At 36.7% G+C, this 17,096-nt stretch carries 20 protein-coding genes; 19 read left to right on the forward strand and 1 reads right to left on the reverse strand.

Going from position 1 to position 17,096, the window contains the following annotated elements:
- The 17 genes from ndk to HF990_RS01095 all read left to right on the forward strand — a co-directional run bounded on the left by ndk (position 1) and on the right by HF990_RS01095 (position 14,504).
- A complete protein-coding gene (gene ndk / locus HF990_RS01015; RefSeq protein WP_016836958.1) occupies positions 1 to 417 on the forward strand; it encodes a nucleoside-diphosphate kinase in 417 nt (138 codons plus the stop codon).
- A 388-nt stretch (positions 418 to 805) separates the two neighbouring features.
- Positions 806 to 1,576, forward strand: a complete 771-nt coding sequence (locus HF990_RS01020; RefSeq protein WP_016836959.1) for a CheR family methyltransferase — start codon at positions 806 to 808, stop codon at positions 1,574 to 1,576.
- A gap of 164 nt (positions 1,577 to 1,740) precedes the next feature.
- Positions 1,741 to 2,922 carry a chorismate synthase gene (gene aroC / locus HF990_RS01025; RefSeq protein ID WP_016836960.1) on the forward strand — a complete coding sequence of 394 codons (1,182 nt, stop codon included), beginning with the start codon at positions 1,741 to 1,743 and terminating at the stop codon, positions 2,920 to 2,922.
- A gap of 2 nt (positions 2,923 to 2,924) precedes the next feature.
- On the forward strand, positions 2,925 to 4,016 hold the full coding sequence (gene aroB / locus HF990_RS01030; protein ID WP_016836961.1) for a 3-dehydroquinate synthase: 1,092 nt from the start codon (positions 2,925 to 2,927) through the stop codon (positions 4,014 to 4,016).
- Positions 4,013 to 4,384, forward strand: coding sequence for a chorismate mutase (gene aroH, locus HF990_RS01035; protein WP_016836963.1), 372 nt, complete (start codon positions 4,013 to 4,015; stop codon positions 4,382 to 4,384). Before aroB ends, aroH begins: the two co-directional genes overlap by 4 nt.
- 15 nt (positions 4,385 to 4,399) lie before the next feature.
- On the forward strand, positions 4,400 to 5,500 hold the full coding sequence (hisC, locus tag HF990_RS01040; RefSeq protein WP_168411768.1) for a histidinol-phosphate transaminase: 1,101 nt from the start codon (positions 4,400 to 4,402) through the stop codon (positions 5,498 to 5,500).
- Positions 5,497 to 6,594, forward strand: coding sequence for a prephenate dehydrogenase (locus HF990_RS01045; protein ID WP_016836966.1), 1,098 nt, complete (start codon positions 5,497 to 5,499; stop codon positions 6,592 to 6,594). Before hisC ends, HF990_RS01045 begins: the two co-directional genes overlap by 4 nt.
- A 5-nt stretch (positions 6,595 to 6,599) precedes the next feature.
- Positions 6,600 to 7,910 carry a 3-phosphoshikimate 1-carboxyvinyltransferase gene (aroA, locus tag HF990_RS01050; protein ID WP_050988820.1) on the forward strand — a complete coding sequence of 437 codons (1,311 nt, stop codon included), beginning with the start codon at positions 6,600 to 6,602 and terminating at the stop codon, positions 7,908 to 7,910.
- A 102-nt stretch (positions 7,911 to 8,012) separates the two neighbouring features.
- Positions 8,013 to 9,269 carry a tetratricopeptide repeat protein gene (locus HF990_RS01055; protein ID WP_016836968.1) on the forward strand — a complete coding sequence of 419 codons (1,257 nt, stop codon included), beginning with the start codon at positions 8,013 to 8,015 and terminating at the stop codon, positions 9,267 to 9,269.
- Between the two features lie 13 nt (positions 9,270 to 9,282).
- Complete coding sequence (locus HF990_RS01060) at positions 9,283 to 9,840, forward strand: ReoY family proteolytic degradation factor (RefSeq protein WP_016836969.1); 558 nt, start codon at positions 9,283 to 9,285, stop codon at positions 9,838 to 9,840.
- A 123-nt stretch (positions 9,841 to 9,963) separates the two neighbouring features.
- Positions 9,964 to 10,413 carry a YpiF family protein gene (locus HF990_RS01065; RefSeq protein ID WP_016836970.1) on the forward strand — a complete coding sequence of 150 codons (450 nt, stop codon included), beginning with the start codon at positions 9,964 to 9,966 and terminating at the stop codon, positions 10,411 to 10,413.
- A 151-nt stretch (positions 10,414 to 10,564) separates the two neighbouring features.
- Positions 10,565 to 11,062, forward strand: a complete 498-nt coding sequence (locus HF990_RS01070; RefSeq protein WP_016836971.1) for a QcrA and Rieske domain-containing protein — start codon at positions 10,565 to 10,567, stop codon at positions 11,060 to 11,062.
- A gap of 22 nt (positions 11,063 to 11,084) precedes the next feature.
- Entirely contained in the window at positions 11,085 to 11,759 is a 675-nt protein-coding gene (gene qcrB / locus HF990_RS01075; protein ID WP_016836972.1) for a menaquinol-cytochrome c reductase cytochrome b subunit, read from the forward strand.
- A gap of 39 nt (positions 11,760 to 11,798) precedes the next feature.
- The gene (locus tag HF990_RS01080; protein ID WP_168411769.1) at positions 11,799 to 12,593 is read left to right on the forward strand and encodes a menaquinol-cytochrome c reductase cytochrome b/c subunit; all 795 of its coding nucleotides are present in this window, start codon (positions 11,799 to 11,801) and stop codon (positions 12,591 to 12,593) included.
- A gap of 160 nt (positions 12,594 to 12,753) precedes the next feature.
- Complete coding sequence (gene lhaT / locus HF990_RS01085) at positions 12,754 to 13,353, forward strand: lipoprotein heptaprenylglyceryl N-acetyltransferase LhaT (RefSeq protein WP_096550826.1); 600 nt, start codon at positions 12,754 to 12,756, stop codon at positions 13,351 to 13,353.
- 58 nt (positions 13,354 to 13,411) lie between these two features.
- Positions 13,412 to 14,089: a zinc metallopeptidase gene (locus HF990_RS01090; protein ID WP_016836975.1), complete on the forward strand. Its 678-nt coding sequence runs from the start codon at positions 13,412 to 13,414 to the stop codon at positions 14,087 to 14,089.
- 208 nt (positions 14,090 to 14,297) lie between these two features.
- Positions 14,298 to 14,504, forward strand: coding sequence for a hypothetical protein (locus HF990_RS01095; RefSeq protein ID WP_096550827.1), 207 nt, complete (start codon positions 14,298 to 14,300; stop codon positions 14,502 to 14,504).
- 106 nt (positions 14,505 to 14,610) lie between these two features.
- Here HF990_RS01095 and HF990_RS01100 read toward each other — a convergent pair whose 3' ends face one another.
- Positions 14,611 to 15,459 carry a YitT family protein gene (locus HF990_RS01100; RefSeq protein ID WP_016836978.1) on the reverse strand — a complete coding sequence of 283 codons (849 nt, stop codon included), beginning with the start codon at positions 15,457 to 15,459 and terminating at the stop codon, positions 14,611 to 14,613.
- A gap of 288 nt (positions 15,460 to 15,747) precedes the next feature.
- Here HF990_RS01100 and dapB point away from each other — a divergent pair, with 288 nt between their 5' ends.
- The gene (dapB, locus tag HF990_RS01105) at positions 15,748 to 16,545 is read left to right on the forward strand and encodes a 4-hydroxy-tetrahydrodipicolinate reductase (protein ID WP_168411770.1); all 798 of its coding nucleotides are present in this window, start codon (positions 15,748 to 15,750) and stop codon (positions 16,543 to 16,545) included.
- 25 nt (positions 16,546 to 16,570) lie between these two features.
- Positions 16,571 to 16,978: a methylglyoxal synthase gene (locus HF990_RS01110; protein WP_026018954.1), complete on the forward strand. Its 408-nt coding sequence runs from the start codon at positions 16,571 to 16,573 to the stop codon at positions 16,976 to 16,978.
- Positions 16,979 to 17,096: the final 118 nt, after the last annotated feature.

The following is a 17,096-nucleotide window of genomic DNA, read 5'->3' on the forward strand; positions in this document are numbered from 1 at the left end:
ATGGCAATTGAAAGAACATTTCTTATGGTAAAACCTGATGGTGTAAAACGCCAAGTAGTAGGAGACATTATTGACCGTTTTGAGCGTCGTGGATTTGTAATGCGCGGAGCAAAGTTAATGAATGTTCCACGTGAATTAGCTGAAAAACACTATGAAGAGCATAAGGATAAACCATTCTTTGGTGAATTGGTAGATTTCATCACTTCTGGACCAGTATTTGCAATGGTTTGGGAAGGAGAAAATATTATTAAGTTAGCTCGTGTGATGATGGGCGCTACAAAACCTGAAGAAGCACAACCAGGTACAATTCGCGGCGATTATGCGGTAACAATTTCTGAAAACGTTATCCATGGTTCCGATTCACCAGCATCTGCTGAACGTGAAATCAATTTATGGTTCAACAATGAAATCGTTTAATACACTGTAAATTTGCTATCCCACAGCAATTGTGCTGTTGGGATAGTTTTTTTATTAATATGGTATTGCAAAAGGTTAGCCAATAGAAAATTTTTGCAGAAACCGTAAATTTTGATAATATGAATATAATAAGCATAAGACTGTGACTTCTTTTTTACACAAGCAAAGGGAATAACACGAGTATCGATACAATGCAAAGGCAAGGAATAACCTTTAAGGACGAACATGCGGAAAGCATTCGCCTGTAGTGAAATTCGAAAGTAGAAAAATACTAACTACGAACAAATTTAATACTGCTTTAGAAATTTACTTTTTGAACTTTTACATATTTCAGAAAAGAAAAATTTTGTATATAATAAGTGTACGTCATTAGAGGGGATCGATAACTATGACAGACTACGAACTGTTTATTAATGGTATAAAAAAATTAACAGGTATTGATTTATCGCTATATAAAGAAGCACAAATGAAACGCCGTTTAACATCCCTTTATGAAAAAAAAGGCTTTAAAGATTTTGTTGATTTTTTGCACGGGGTTGAAAAAGATCGAGATTTATTGAATGAATTCCTAGATCGAATGACGATTAATGTTTCAGAATTTTATCGTAATGGGAAACGGTGGGAAGTACTTCAACATAAAATTTTTCCAAAACTGCTTGAAAAAAATAACCGTTTGAAAATTTGGAGTGCTGCCTGTTCAACAGGCGAGGAACCGTACACAATTTCCATGGTGCTCTCTAACCATGTACCATTATCTTACATAAAAGTATTAGCTACTGATATAGATGAAAACTGTCTTCAAAAAGCAAAGCTAGGCATTTATCCTGATCGTTCCTTAGCAGAAGTTCCTCCGGCTATAAAAGCAAAATATTTTATTGAAGAAGGGCAGTTTTATCGTGTAAAAGATGAAATTAAAAATACTGTAACATTTAAAAAGCACAATTTATTAAGTGACCCATATGAGAAAAACTTTGATTTAATCGTTTGTCGCAATGTTATGATTTATTTCACTGAAGAGGCAAAGGATCATATTTATAAAGAATTTAGCAATTCTTTACGACCAGGTGGCATTTTGTTTGTAGGATCTACTGAGCAAATATTCAATCCTGCTCGTTATGGTTTTGAAGTGGAAGATACGTTTTTTTACCGAAAAATATGAGATTGAAAAAAGGATTGGGCGCTTTTCGACTTGTGCGAAAAGCGTATTATATTTTCGTTAAATTCTATATTATATTAAAATTATTTATTCACAATGTTTTTTTACTAGCTTTATGTTATATTAAAAAATACATACTTTAACGAGTTGAAGGGAGAAAGTGTTTGATGAGATATTTAACTGCTGGGGAATCCCACGGTCCACAATTAACGACAATTATTGAAGGGTTGCCGTCCCTTTTACCGATAACTGCAGAACAAATTAATTACGATTTAAAACGACGACAAGGTGGTCACGGTCGCGGACGCCGTATGCAAATTGAAAAAGATACTGTTGAAATAGTTGGAGGAGTTCGTCACGGAAAAACATTAGGTTCACCTGTTGCATTAGTGGTAAAAAATGATGACTGGAAACATTGGACAAAAATTATGGGAATTGAACCTCTCCCAGAAGATGTAGATCCTTCAGAAATTAAGCGTCAAATTTCCCGACCTCGACCTGGACATGCTGATTTAGTCGGCGGAATTAAATATGGTCATCGTGACTTGCGAAATGTGTTAGAGCGTTCGAGCGCTAGAGAAACGACTGTGCGAGTGGCTGTTGGTTCCGTTGCAAAAGCTCTTTTAAAAGAATTAGGTATTTCCATCGTAGGACATGTTACTGAAATTTACGGCATTAAAGCAGATACATCAAAAGTTGCAGGCAAATCAGCAGATGAAATTCGCCAAATTGTTGAAAATGATCCTTGCTATTCAGTGGACCCAGAAGCTTCTGCGAAAATGGTAGAAGCAATTGATGAGGCGAAAAAAGCAGGAGATTCCATCGGTGGTGTTGTCGAAGTCATTGTGGAAGGTATGCCGCCGGGAGTAGGATCTTACGTTCATTATGACCGTAAATTAGATGGTAAATTGGCGCAAGCGATGTTATCCATCAATGCATTTAAAGGGGTTGAGTTTGGTATCGGCTTTGAAATGGCTCGTCGTAGAGGCTCTGAAGTTCATGATGAAATTGTTTGGGATGATAAACAAGGCTATCATCGTCGTACAAATCGTTTAGGTGGCCTTGAAGGTGGCATGTCTACAGGAATGCCAATCATTGTTCGCGGTGTAATGAAACCAATTCCTACACTTTACAAACCTCTTGAAAGTGTTGATATCGAAACGAAAGAACCATTTAAAGCAAGTGTGGAGCGTTCCGATGCTTGTGCAGTACCAGCTGCATCTGTTGTAGCTGAATGCGTCATCGCTTGGGAAATTGCCAAGGCGATTGTCGAACAGTTCCATAGCGATCAATTACCACAATTAAAAGCACAAATTGAAGAAGCACGTAAATTGGCGAAGGAGTTTTAATGATGCGAATCCCAGTAAATACCCAAAGCCATTCCTACGAAGTGTTCATCGGAAGCGGTATATTACGTACCGCTTGCGATTCATTAAAAGAGAAAATTGAAAAAGCAGATAAACTCGTCGTTTTTACCGATGAGAATGTTTGGCAAGCACAACAACAATATTTTAAAGAAAACTTCCCTTATCCTTTCGAAGTGTTTGTGATGCCAGGTGGGGAAGCTTGTAAAAGTTTTCAAAATTTCGAAGATGCCCACACTTTTTTAATTGAAAAACATTGCTCGCGCAAATCCTTTTTATTTGCCTTTGGTGGAGGAGCAGTTGGTGATTTGACTGGGTTTGTAGCAGCAACATTCATGCGTGGAATCCCATACATTCAAATTCCAACGACCATTTTAGCTCACGATTCAGCCGTTGGAGGAAAAACGGCAATTAACCACCCGCTAGGCAAAAACTTAGTTGGAGCATTTTATCAACCGGAAGCGGTCATTTATGATATCAACTTTTTAGATAGTTTACCAACAAAAGAGATTCGTTCAGGAATGGCTGAAGTAATTAAACACGCGCTGATTTCAGATGAAAAATGGTTAAAACAATTGATGCAAACTCCATCAATTACGAAAATTGACAAAACAGCTTTAGCAAACCACTTGAAATCAGGCATCGAAGTAAAGGCGAAAATCGTAGGGCAAGATGAAACTGAACAATCTGTCCGAAAATATTTAAATTTGGGGCATACATATGGTCATGCTATTGAAGCAGCAGCTGGTTATGGCGGCCTTGCCCATGGAGAAGCGGTCATGATCGGGATGGTGTATGCACTTCTCTTGAGCGAACGATACGGTCAAATTTCTAGAGAATTTACGATTGATTTTCTAAAGTTTGCATATCGAAACGACTATCCATTCGAAGAAGTAAAGAGATTCTCTTTTGTAGAATTATATGAATATTTAATGAAAGATAAAAAGATTGAATATGGCAAATTAAAATTTGTTTTATTACAGGAAATCGGCCAACCATTCGTAAGAGAAATTGGGGAATCGGAATGTAGAGAAGTAGATAGAGAGCTTCGCTATCTGCTAGAGGAGGTATGTAAATGATTCGCGGCATACGTGGAGCGATAACGATAGAATCGAATACGCCCGATGCGATTTATAGTGAGACGGAAAGATTAGTGTTAGAAATGGCGAGAGTTAACAATATCGTTCCAGAAGATATTGCTTCGGTGATTGTCACGACAACACCGGATATTAACGCCGCATTCCCAGCAAAGGCCGTGCGTTCAATTGATGGGTGGAAATATGTACCAACGATGTGTACCCACGAAATGGATGTTCCTGGATCTTTGCCTTTATGTATTCGAGTGTTAATGCATGTGAATACATCGGTACCTCAAAAAGAAATACGCCACGTTTATTTAAATGATGCGGTGAAACTAAGACCAGATTTAGTCAATGAAAATCGATAAAAAGGAGCGTCAATCATGAAATTTAAAAAACAAATTTACGGTATGAAAGCTTACCAACCAGGTAAACCCATTGAGGAAGTACAAAAAGAATTTGGTTTAAAGGAAGTTGTTAAGCTTGCTTCAAATGAAAATCCTTTTGGCTGCTCTCCTAAAGTGAAAGATTTTATTGTAAATAATGGAATGAATTTTGCCATTTATCCGGATGGTTATGCGCAAGAACTTCGTACAGCAGTGAGTCAACATCTTGGTGTAGATGAATCACAATTGCTATTTGGAAACGGTTCAGATGATATAATCGCAATCATTACGCGGGCACTTCTTTATCCCGGTGTTAATACAGTCATGGCAGATCCATCTTTCTCTCAATACAGTCATAATGCAGAAGTTGAAGGAGCAGAAGTTCGAAAAGTGCCATTGAAAGATGGTAAGCATGATTTAGAAAAAATGTTAGAAGCAATTGATGAAAACACGTCAATTGTATGGGTATGTAATCCAAATAACCCAACAGGAACTATTGTATCGGATGAGGAATTAAGCTCCTTTATAGAGAAAGTACCAAGTGATGTACTAATCGTATTAGATGAAGCTTATTTTGAATATATAACAGATCCTGCTTATAAAGATACGTTGCATTACGTAGAGGAATATCCGAATGTATTAATCATGCGTACATTCTCTAAGGCATACGGATTAGCTGCCTTCCGAATCGGATATGCAATCGGTCAATCGAAATTAATTGCCACATTAGACCCAGTGCGTGCACCTTTCAACAACACGGTATTAAGTCAAAAAGTAGCGATTGTTGCATTGGAAGATCAACCATTTATTCAAGAAACAGTGGAACAAACGGAAAAAGGTAAACAGCAATATGTTGAATTTTGTAACAAACATGGACTTAAATATTACCCATCACAAACAAACTTTATTTTATTTGAAGTAAAAGCAGACAGTGATGTGATCTTCCAAGAAATGATGAAACGCGGATTTATTATTCGAAGTGGGAATGCCTTAGGTACACCTGGATTCATTCGAGTTTCTATCGGTACAGAAGAACAAAACCGAAAGTTTTTATCACTTCTTGAAGAGGTATTAAAGGAGCAAGGAGTATTGGCATGACCCGTAATGTGTTAATCATAGGATTAGGCTTAATTGGGGGCTCTTTGGCATTAGCTCTACAAAAAGCTCCCAAAACAAAAGTAGTTGGCTATGATCTTTCTGGAAAAACGAGAAATCTTGCAGAAACTTTAAATATTGTACATGAAGTGGTGGAGGATGTAGAGGAAGCGGCTAAAAATGCGGACTTTATCATTTTTGGAACACCGGTAAACGCAACGCTACAATGGATGGATGAATTGAAGCACTGGTCGTTAAAGCAACATGTTATTATTACCGACACAGGAAGTACAAAAGGGTTAATTATGAAGAAAGCTGAAGAGCTAAGAGAAAAAGGAATTACATTTATTGGCGGACATCCAATGGCTGGTTCCCATAAAAGCGGCATCACGGCTGCAAAACCCTACCTTTTTGAAAATGCGTACTATATTTTAACTCCTTTTGACGATGAAGATGGAAATAATCTTATCGCTCTAGAACAGTTGTTAAAATATACGTTAGCAAAATTAGTGAAAATCAATGCGGAAGAACATGATCATATGACGGCGGTAGTCAGCCACTTTCCTCACATCGTAGCTGCTTCCCTTGTTCACCAGTTAAATGAGGAAAATAAAAGATTTCCAATGACAAGTATGCTTGCCGCAGGTGGTTTTCGCGATATTACTCGAATTGCATCATCGAACCCGATGATTTGGAGAGACATTACATTGCAAAATCGAGAAGAGCTCATCGGGCAAATGGATGCTTGGATTGATGAAATGCAACGAGTAAAGAAAATATTACTGGAAAATGATGATGAATCTGTTGAAGAGTATTTTAGAAAAGCGAAAGATGTTCGTGATGCATTGCCAATTTCAACAGGGGCATTCTATACTACATACGATTTATACGTAGATATTCCAGACTACCCTGGTGTAATTTCCGAAATTACTGGCTACCTAGCAGACGAAAATATCAGTATTACAAATATCCGAGTAGTCGAAACGAGAGAAGACATATTTGGTATTTTGGTGATTAGTTTCCAAAATGAAAAAGATCGAGAAAAAGCAATGAAATGCATTCGTTCACATACGAACTTTGAAATGCACGTTTCTTAACTCGTATGTGGAAAGGGGTAATAAAATTGACTTCAAGAGTATTAGTTTATAATAAACCACGGTTAGAAGGTATTATAACCGTACCGGGTGATAAATCAATTTCACATCGTGCGGTAATGTTTGGAGCTATTGCGGAAGGAAAAACAACTGTTACAGGTTTTCTTCCCGGTGAAGATTGTCTAAGCACGATTGATTGTTTCCGAAAACTCGGTGTTGATATTCAAGTGGATGGTACAAATGTTGAAATTAATAGTCCAGGAATGGACGGTTGGCAAGAACCGAAAGAAGTATTATATACAGGCAACTCAGGTACGACAACAAGATTAATGTTGGGCATCCTTGCAGGGACAAACTTTCATAGTGTGATGACTGGTGATGCCTCTATTGGAAAGCGTCCTATGGGTCGCGTCACGAATCCATTGAAACAAATGGGAGCAAAAATCAATGGACGTGAAAATGGACAATATACGCCAATTGCCATTCAAGGAACAGCATTAAAAGCTATTGATTATACGATGCCTGTTGCCAGCGCTCAAGTGAAGTCTGCGATATTGTTAGCTGGACTTAGAGCAGAAGGTACTACGATTGTAAGGGAAAAAGAGATTTCTCGGGATCATACAGAACGCATGCTACAACAATTTGGTGCAAAGATTGACGTAAAGGATGGCGTTATATCCTTAGAAGGCGGTCAACGACTTCATGGAACGCATGTAGATGTGCCGGGCGACATTTCATCTGCGGCCTTTTTCTTAGTAGCTGGTGCGATTGTTCCAAATAGTGAAATCGTTCTGAAAAATGTCGGCATTAATCCTACAAGGGCTGGCATTATTGAAGTCATGCAGCAAATGGGAGCAAATGTAACGGTTGATCAAGAGTTATCCGATGCAGCAGAACCAACAGCAACGATTACGATTAGGACGTCCAATTTAAAAAGGACAACGATAGAAGGGGATATTATTCCGCGTCTTATCGATGAAATTCCAATAATTGCGCTACTAGCTACTCAAGCGGAAGGAACGACAATTATTCGCGATGCAGAAGAATTAAAAGTGAAGGAAACAGATCGCATCACAGCAGTCGTAACAGAGTTGAAGAAACTTGGCGCAGATATTACAGCCACGGATGATGGCATGATTATCAATGGTCCAACAAGTTTAAAAGGAGCGAAATTAAGCACATACGGCGACCATCGAATCGGGATGATGGCAGCAATTGCCTCATTAATTACCGACTCGCCAATTGAAATTGATGATGCAGATTGTATTGCCGTTTCCTATCCAACATTTTTTGAGCATCTTGATTTACTATTAAAATAATTGATAAAAAAGGTTCATCTATTAGTGATGAACCTTTTTTCTTGTCTATTGAAAATTAGTTTTGTAGCATATTAATAGATAAAGAAAGTAAAGGTGAGCAAATTGAATAACATCACAAAGGACTTAATCGAAGCAATTGAAGAAGGAGAAATAGAACGCATTGATGCCCTACTAGAGACATTTTTTCTTAACGAAACACCAGAAGTTCAATATGAAATTAGCGATTTGTTTTTGCAATATGGGTATATACAGCATGCAAAACGAGTGCTGGAACATTTACGTTTCATCTTTCCTGATGAAGCACAAATTGCAATCGACTACGCTTCGGTGTTAATTGAGCTTGGTGAGGAAGAAGAAGCGCTCAATATTTTAACTAGCATTGAAGAGAGCGCACCAGAGTATCCCCAATGCTTGCTAATTCTTGCTGATTACTATCAAATGCAAGGGTTGTATGAAGTGGCGGAACAACGGATCAACGAAGCGTTGGAAATACTTCCCGATGAACCGCTAATTCATTTTGCAAAAGCGGAGTTATTATTTGAAATTGGACGTTTTACAGAAGCTGCACGAATTTACGAAGACTTGCATAAACAAGAAAAAACCATTGCGGGTGTATTACTGGCAGAAAGGCTTGCTGAAGTATACCGTGCAGGCGGGGGATATGAAACGGCCCTTGATTATTACATGGAAGCATTGGAAGAGAAAGTAACTGCTGATTTGTTATACGGCAGTGCTTATAGCGCTTTCCAATGCGAAAAATATGAAACGGCTATCAGGCAATTAGAAGATTTAAAAGAACTAGATCCAGATTACTTTAGCAGTTATCTATTACTTGCCCAAAGTTATGCCATGTTAGAGGATAATAAAAAAGCATATAGTATAATAAAAGAAGGAATTAAACGAGATGAATATGAAAAATCCTTCTATTTATTTGCAGGTAAAATTGCATTAAAAAATAACCTTCCCGAAGAATCCATTGAGCATTTGCAAAAAGCTATTGCTCTAGACCCTGAATATATGGAAGCAATCCTTGTACTAATGTCTATTTACCATCAAATGGAACGCTATGATGAAATCATTGAGCTGTATGAAAATTTACAAAAGGAACAGTTTGAGTGGATTTCGCTATATCCTTTCATTGCGGATGCTTATGCAAAAAATGAAGAGTACACACGAGCATACGAAATTTATAAAGCAGCATATAATGAATTAAAGGATGATACATCTTTTCTAGAAAACTATTGTTATTTCCTTATTGAAGATGGTAAACGAGATGAAGCGAAAGAAGTAGTACAACGATTAATTGAGTTACAACCTGCAGAAGTACAGTGGTTAGATTTGCTTGAGAGTCTAGAATAGGGGAGGGACACTCATGACTTCTTCCGTACCAATTGTAGACAAAAAGAATTTTGTGCGCTGGTTTTTAAAAAATTTCCAATTGAAGCGACGAGAATGTGTATGGATATTAAATTATTTGCTTAGTAATGATCAGTTGCTTGAAAATATTCATTTTGTAGAAGAAGCTCATTATTGTCCGAGAGCGATTGTAATGTCGAGTGTTGATTCAAATGGTGTGCCGTTCAGATTTTACAAAGGCAACATTATGACAAGTGATGCTGAAAAATCCTTTCATGATTTAAGACTTTATCCAAATGAAGATATGTACATTCAGCTAAACTTTCCGAATGTGCCACCTAACCAATTGTATTTGGCAGTATTGGAAGAAAATCCGTATATGCCAAAATACTTGCATATTAATGAAAAAGACCGGTTAATTGCAGAAGAAATACTGAATACGAGCATGCTAACGTTCCAAGAAGAGAAATTATTAAAAGAAATAGATGAAGCGCTTGACCAAGGAGATAAAGAAAAGTTTTTAGAACTTTCGAATCTATTACAAGCATTAAAAGAAACTTCGAAACATCACTAGCGAAATTCAGTCGAAAGAGACGCTCTTTTCGACTGGATTTTTTATTTTCATCATCTTTTTCTAATAGAGTGGGGTATAATGATTTATGATTGATGAAAAAATGATTATTTGGAGGAAATAAAAATGTATTTTCAAGTAAAAGATGTACAACAATATCAACAGAACAAAGAATTTATTGATACTGCAATCGTTCCACTAGTTTATTTAGATTTTGCTGAGGACAAGATGGTAAAAAGCAGCTCGGATGTAGAGTTTTTAATGTCGCTTACATCCTTTATTGAACAGCAATTTAAAGGCCGCTTAATGTTAATTCCTCCATTTTCTTATACAGAAAGCACAAGAAGCGAGCAGGTTGTCCCAATCTTGAAAAAAAATATACAAGAAGGAGGATTTAAACACGTCATCTTTATCACTTGCGATCATTATTGGACAAACCTTCAAAAAGAAGTGGATGTTATTTGGTTGCCTGCAATACCAATTGAATCGATGGACAAAGATGTGAAGAAACGAATTTTAGAAGAACAATTAAAACAAGTAATCCCAGTTCTGACATCTAAGTGGACTCAACAGTAGAAATTATTTCAATAATTGTTCACATTCTAAATAAATACGAGATATTGCAATATTGACCTGCCTATTTTATTGATATATCATAGATATGTCCTAGTTTATACTATTATTATTATGTCTGTTGGACTGACCTTAAGTTAGAGGGGGGAAAAGGATGGTTAACAAAAAGGTTTCAAGACGTCAATTTCTTAACTACACTTTAACTGGTGTTGGTGGATTTATGGCGGCAGGTATGCTAATGCCAATGTTACGCTTTGCAATTGATCCAGCTTTACAAGTTAAAGCTGAAGGCGATTTTATACTAACTAGCCAAAAAATTGCTGACTTAACTGATGTTCCCGTACGAGTTGACTTTACTTATGAACAAGTAGACGCTTGGTATAAGTCTGAAGTTTCGGAAATGGCTTGGGTTTACAAAGAAGGAGATCGAATCGTAGCTCTTTCACCTGTTTGTAAACACTTAGGTTGTACGGTTAACTGGGAAGGTGACCGCCCAAATGAATACTTCTGTGCTTGTCATGGTGGACGTTATGAAAAGAATGGTAAAAACATTCCAGGTACACCACCAACAGGTCCGTTAGATGAGTATGAAGTATCTGAAAAAGATGGTTATTTAATGCTTGGGAAGAAAATACCAAACACATTAGTTTAATTAGTTAGGGGGTACAACACAAGTGCTAAATAAATTATATGATTGGGTCGATGAACGTTTAGATATCACCCCAATTTGGCGTGATATTGCCGACCATGAAGTGCCAGAGCACGTAAACCCTGCACATCACTTCTCTGCATTCGTCTACTGTTTCGGAGGACTTACATTCTTCATTACGGTTATTCAAATTTTATCTGGTATGTTCTTAACAATGTATTATGTACCAGACGTAGAGAATGCATGGAAATCAGTATACTACTTGCAAAACGAAGTAGCATTTGGTGAGATTGTGCGCGGTATGCACCACTGGGGAGCTTCATTAGTTATCGTAATGATGTTCTTACATACGCTTCGTGTATTCTTCACAGGTTCTTATAAGAAACCTCGTGAATTAAACTGGATTGTAGGGGTATTAATCTTCTGTGTTATGTTAGGTCTTGGATTCACAGGATACCTACTACCTTGGGACATGAAAGCGTTGTTTGCTACAAAAGTAGGTCTTGAAATTGCGGGTTCTGTACCATTTATTGGTGAACTAATCAAAATCTTACTTGCTGGTGATGCTACAATCATCGGTGCTCAAACATTAACTCGTTTCTTCGCTATTCACGTATTCTTCTTGCCAGCAGCTTTATTTGCGTTGCTTGCAGTTCACTTTATTATGATTCGTCGTCAAGGTATTTCAGGACCACTATGATTTAATTTATAGAGTTGTTATTCAAAAGGAGGGGACAACATGCATCGCGGAAAAGGAATGAAATTCGTCGGCGACTCTCGCGTTAAGGCCTCAAACCGAATGCCGAATAAGCCGAAAGATTATTCCGAATATCCAGGTAAAACAGAAGCCTTCTGGCCAGACTTCTTATTAAAAGAATGGATGGTTGGTTCTGTTTTCCTTATCGGTTATTTGATTTTAACAGTCGCTCACCCATCACCATTAGAGCGTCCAGCTGATCCAACTGATACAGGTTATATTCCATTACCAGACTGGTATTTCTTATTCTTATATCAATTATTAAAATATTCATTTGCTTCTGGTGACTATAACGTTATCGGTGCAATTGTTATGCCAGGACTTGCTGTTGCAGCATTATTATTAATGCCTTGGTTAGATAAAGGTCCTGAGCGTCGTCCATCAAAACGACCAATTCCAACTGCAATTATGTTATTGGTAGTAGCTTCAATGTTCTATTTAACATGGGAGTCTGTTGTAAACCATGACTGGGAAGCTTCAAAAGCTCAAGGTCAAATTACACCAAAAGATTTAGGACTAGTACCAGATATTGAAATTGATGAGAATTCTGAAGGCTATCAAATCTTCCAATCTCAACAAACTTGTGTTGCTTGTCACGGCGGTGATTTAACAGGTGTTGGTTCAAACCCTATGTTATTAGGTAATGAACTAACAGCTGAAGAAGTTGAAGAAGTAATTCGAAATGGTCGTGGTGCAATGCCTGGTGGACAATTCTCTGGTACGGATGAAGAATTAAAAACATTAGCAGAATTTATTGCGTCATTAAAAGAAGAATAATGTTTTTGAAGGGAGTTAGTTATTATGCTAGCTCCTTTTTTCTTTATGGCGTATGTATATAAAATTCGGAAATAATTCACAATCTGCTGTCATATTTGGTATTATTACTTATGAAAAATAATAACCATATATGCCTATTTTTTCAAAAAGGAGAAACACAATGAAAACCTTATTGCCGCAGTTTACGTACGTGTTACAACATCGCACCTTTTTAACTTTGTTATTCATTGTTAATTTCTTAGGTACCATCTACGGATATATTTGGTATATTCCTCAACTTTCAAGAACGGCACCACAATTTCTCATTTTTGTACCGGATAGCCCTACTGCGAGCTTATTTTTCTGTTTAGCTATTATAGGCTGGTTATTGGGCACGAACTTTAAATTAATCGAAGCTCTTGCATTAATAACGTTAGTGAAATACGGTATATGGGCAGTAGTGATGAATATACTAACATTGATGGAGATAGGTTCAATTGGGCTTGCAGGATGGATGTTGATTATTTCTCATGGTATGATGGCAGTTGAAGGAATTCTATATATGCAGAAATACCGCTTTACAAACATTCATATTGCCATTGCTGCTATCTGGACTTTGCATAATGATGTCATCGATTATGTATATGGACAAATGCCAACGTACAGCAGTTTATACAAATATGCCAACCATATTGGATATTTCACATTTTGGTTATCAATTGCCTGCATAGCTATTTCCTATTATTCTTTAAAGAAGCGTAATTATTTGCATATAATTTAATAAATAATTAGAATAAAAAGTAAGATGAACAGTAGGAAAGGGGACTAAAGTCAACAGGATGTATATTCTATACTTTCTAATCATTTTATTATTACCAATTTATGCACAATTTAAAGTTCGAAACACTTATAAACGTTTTTCAAGTGTACATGCGTCAAAAGGCTTAACAGGTGCTCAAGTAGCGCGAATGATTTTAGATAGTCATGGACTTTATGATGTTCGCGTCGTTCCAACACAAGGTGTTTTATCCGATCACTATAACCCGATGACAAAAACTGTGGCATTATCTGAAGATAACTATCATAATGATTCATTGGCTGCAATTGCAGTAGCTGCCCACGAATGCGGACACGCTGTTCAACATAAAGAAGCATACTCTTTTTTAACTTTACGTTCAAAACTTGTACCAGTTGCAAACTTCTCATCTAGTTTATCTTGGATTTTTGTACTAATCGGTATTATTTCGTACAGTGCCAATATGCTTTTATTAGGTATTATTTTACTTGGTGCCGGCGTATTGTTCCAACTTGTAACATTACCAGTGGAATTTGATGCGTCGAAACGCGCTATGAATGAAGTCATTCAATTAGGAATTATTAACAATGATGAAGAACGTGGTGCAAGAAAAGTATTAAGTGCAGCAGCATTAACTTATGTTGCAGCAGCTGCAGTGGCTGTACTAGAGCTATTGCGTTTAATTTTAATATTTACAAATATGAGTTCTAATGAAGATTAATGAACTGTAAAGAGCGAGTTGGTCAAATGCCAATTCGCTTTTTTGCTTTTTAGAAGAATAATTAGTTGGAATATACGGGTGACAAAGATTCCATTTAACTTGAACAAATAAATATGTAAGAAAAAATTCAAATTTTCCATGAATAAATTAATAAGCCCTCCCTTTCATTAATAAGATATAGCAAATCGGCTTGAACAGGAGGGGAAAGATGAAGATTAGTTATTCGAAACTGTTTTTGTTCGGGTTTCTTGGTTTCATTATTATTCTATGTCTTGCAATATATTCCATTAAATTATCTTTAAGCTATTTAGATAATGAAGATGAAGAAACGTATGATGGTTTTAGAATTTCAGATATTAAAGAATCAGATTCAACAGAGGAGAGCATTTCAATCGAATTCGAAGAAGATCATTAATATACTTGACATTTTTTGAGGCTGTCTTATGGAGCAGATTTGCCTAGACAGCCTTTGAATGTACGAGCTGAATGTAATGGAATCAAGTAAAGGCTAAAGCATTTTATTATTCTTCAATTCGGAAGCCTTCTCCTGTTACATCTTTTACATCAACAATCGACACGAAAGCATTTGGATCGAGTTTACGGATAATGGATTTTAGTTGAACGATTTCATTTCGACTGACGATGCAGTACAACACATCTCTTGACTGCTTTGTATAGTATCCGTAAGCATGAAAAACTGTGATTCCACGATTCATTTTTTCAGTTACGGATTTTGCAATTTCATCTGGTTTATTGGAAATAATGAATGCCCCTTTAGCAGAATATGCCCCTTCTTGAACGATATCAATCACTCTAGCTCCCACAAATACAGCCACAAGCGTATACATCATTGTGATGGAACTTAAGAAAGTTAACCAAGAGGCAACTAGTACTAAAGAGTCGAATAGAAACATCGTTTTTCCCATGCTCCAACCAATATATTTATTGGCAAGGCGGGCAATGATATCAACGCCACCAGTAGTCCCACCACAACGAAAAATGATACCTAAACCGACACCTACAAATACTCCTGCAAATAAAGACGCCAGTAGTAAATCGTTGTGCAAATCTAGCGGAAATTGATAGCTTTGAAAAATTCTTAAAAATACAGAAACGCTTATGATGCCGAGAACCGAGTAGAAAAACTCTTTACGTCCAAGCAATTTCCAACCTAAAATAAACATTGGAATATTTAAAAGGATGTTCATAATTGCCGGATCCCAATTAAGTGTAAAAAATAGAATTAAAGTAATTCCACTAAATCCGCCTTCTCCCAGCTCATTTAACATATTAAAATGGACGAAACCGAAACTGAAAATGGCAGTTCCTATAATAATTCCAATAATTTGTTGGATTTTAATATCCTTCAATCTATTACCTCCTTATGAAGAAAGGGCGTTATGGCAAGACTGCATTTTAATTATGTTTTATTTTTCTACTTTTGACAACTAAAGCCCTTTTCATTACGATTGTTAAGAAAGAGTGATATGATAATATAATAAACTTTTAATAATAACAATATTCGACTTAATTTTTTTGTTGGATGCAAACATTCGAGTAAAATAGGAGTAAAGACATTAGCAAGTAGGGGAATAGAAGTACCATTTGAAACCTTATAAGAAGAAATAAACATTGATGATATGAAAGGACGAATGCCAATGACAATAAGAGTAGCAATCGCAGGTTGCAGAGGGAAAATGGGGAAGGAAGCTGTCAACACTGTTGTCAATCAAGAAGGAATGGAGTTAGTAGCAGCTCTTGATTACAAACATGTTGGAGAAAGTCTTGCGGAACTTGAAATGTTCCCACCCGATTTAGATGTACCGATTTTTTTGAATTTAAAACAATTAATTGAAGAAACAAAACCTGATGTATTAATTGATTTAACAAGCCCTCAAGCAGTGTATGACCATGTAAAGGTATCTCTTTTACATAACGTTCGTCCAGTTGTTGGAACTACAGGATTTACAGACGAACAACTAGAGGAATTAATTCAGCTTGCCGAAGAACAAAAAACGGGTTGTATTATTGCACCGAATTTTGCCATTGGTGCTGTGTTAATGATGAAGTTTGCAAAAGAAGCGGCAAAATATTTGCCTAACGTTGAAATTATCGAATTACATCATGATCGCAAATTAGATGCTCCTTCTGGTACAGCAAAGAAAACCGCTCAAATGATTGCAGAAGTTAGAGAAGCGCAAAAACAAGGACATCCATTAGAAGAGGAAACGATGAAAGGTGCAAGAGGAGCAGATTTTGAAGGGATGCGTATTCACTCTGTTCGCCTTCCTGGATTAGTCGCTCACCAAGAGGTAATTTTTGGCGGAAAAGGTCAATTATTAACCATTCGTCATGATTCCTTTAACCGAGAATCCTTTATGGATGGCATTGTGTATTGTGTCGAAAAAGTCATGGAACTAGACAAATTAGTTTATGGAATGGAAAATATTTTATAAATCGGGAAGATTGGAATGAGTGAATATGAAAATTGCATTAATTGCCCATGATCGTAAAAAAGATAGTCTTGTCGAGTTTGCCATTGCATATAAAGAAATATTACAGCAACATGAATTATATGCTACAGGAACAACAGGTCGCCGCATCATTGAAGAAGTTGGATTAGAGGTTACGTGTTTCCGATCAGGTCCATTAGGGGGCGATCAACAAATTGGAGCGATGATTGCAAACAACGATATGGATATGGTATTTTTCTTCCGCGATCCGTTAACTGCGCAACCTCATGAACCAGACGTCACAGCCCTCGTGCGTTTATGTGATGTTTATCACGTTCCGCTTGCAACGAATATGGGAACGGCAGAAATCTTATTAAAAGGGCTTCAAAAAGGTTTCGTTGATTGGAGACTCATTCAAGAAAGAAAATTTAATTAAACAGTGGCTATACTGTTGATTTCCCTTATTTGAATGCCATTGTTCAGTTTAACAGTTTAGTCTTTTCGTTATGTTGGTATAAATTAGTGAATATAATGAATACGCATAAATTGAAAGG

The sequence above is a fragment of the Ureibacillus thermosphaericus genome, from assembly GCF_012396605.1.
GTDB classification, from domain to species: Bacteria; Bacillota; Bacilli; order Bacillales_A; family Planococcaceae; genus Ureibacillus; species Ureibacillus thermosphaericus.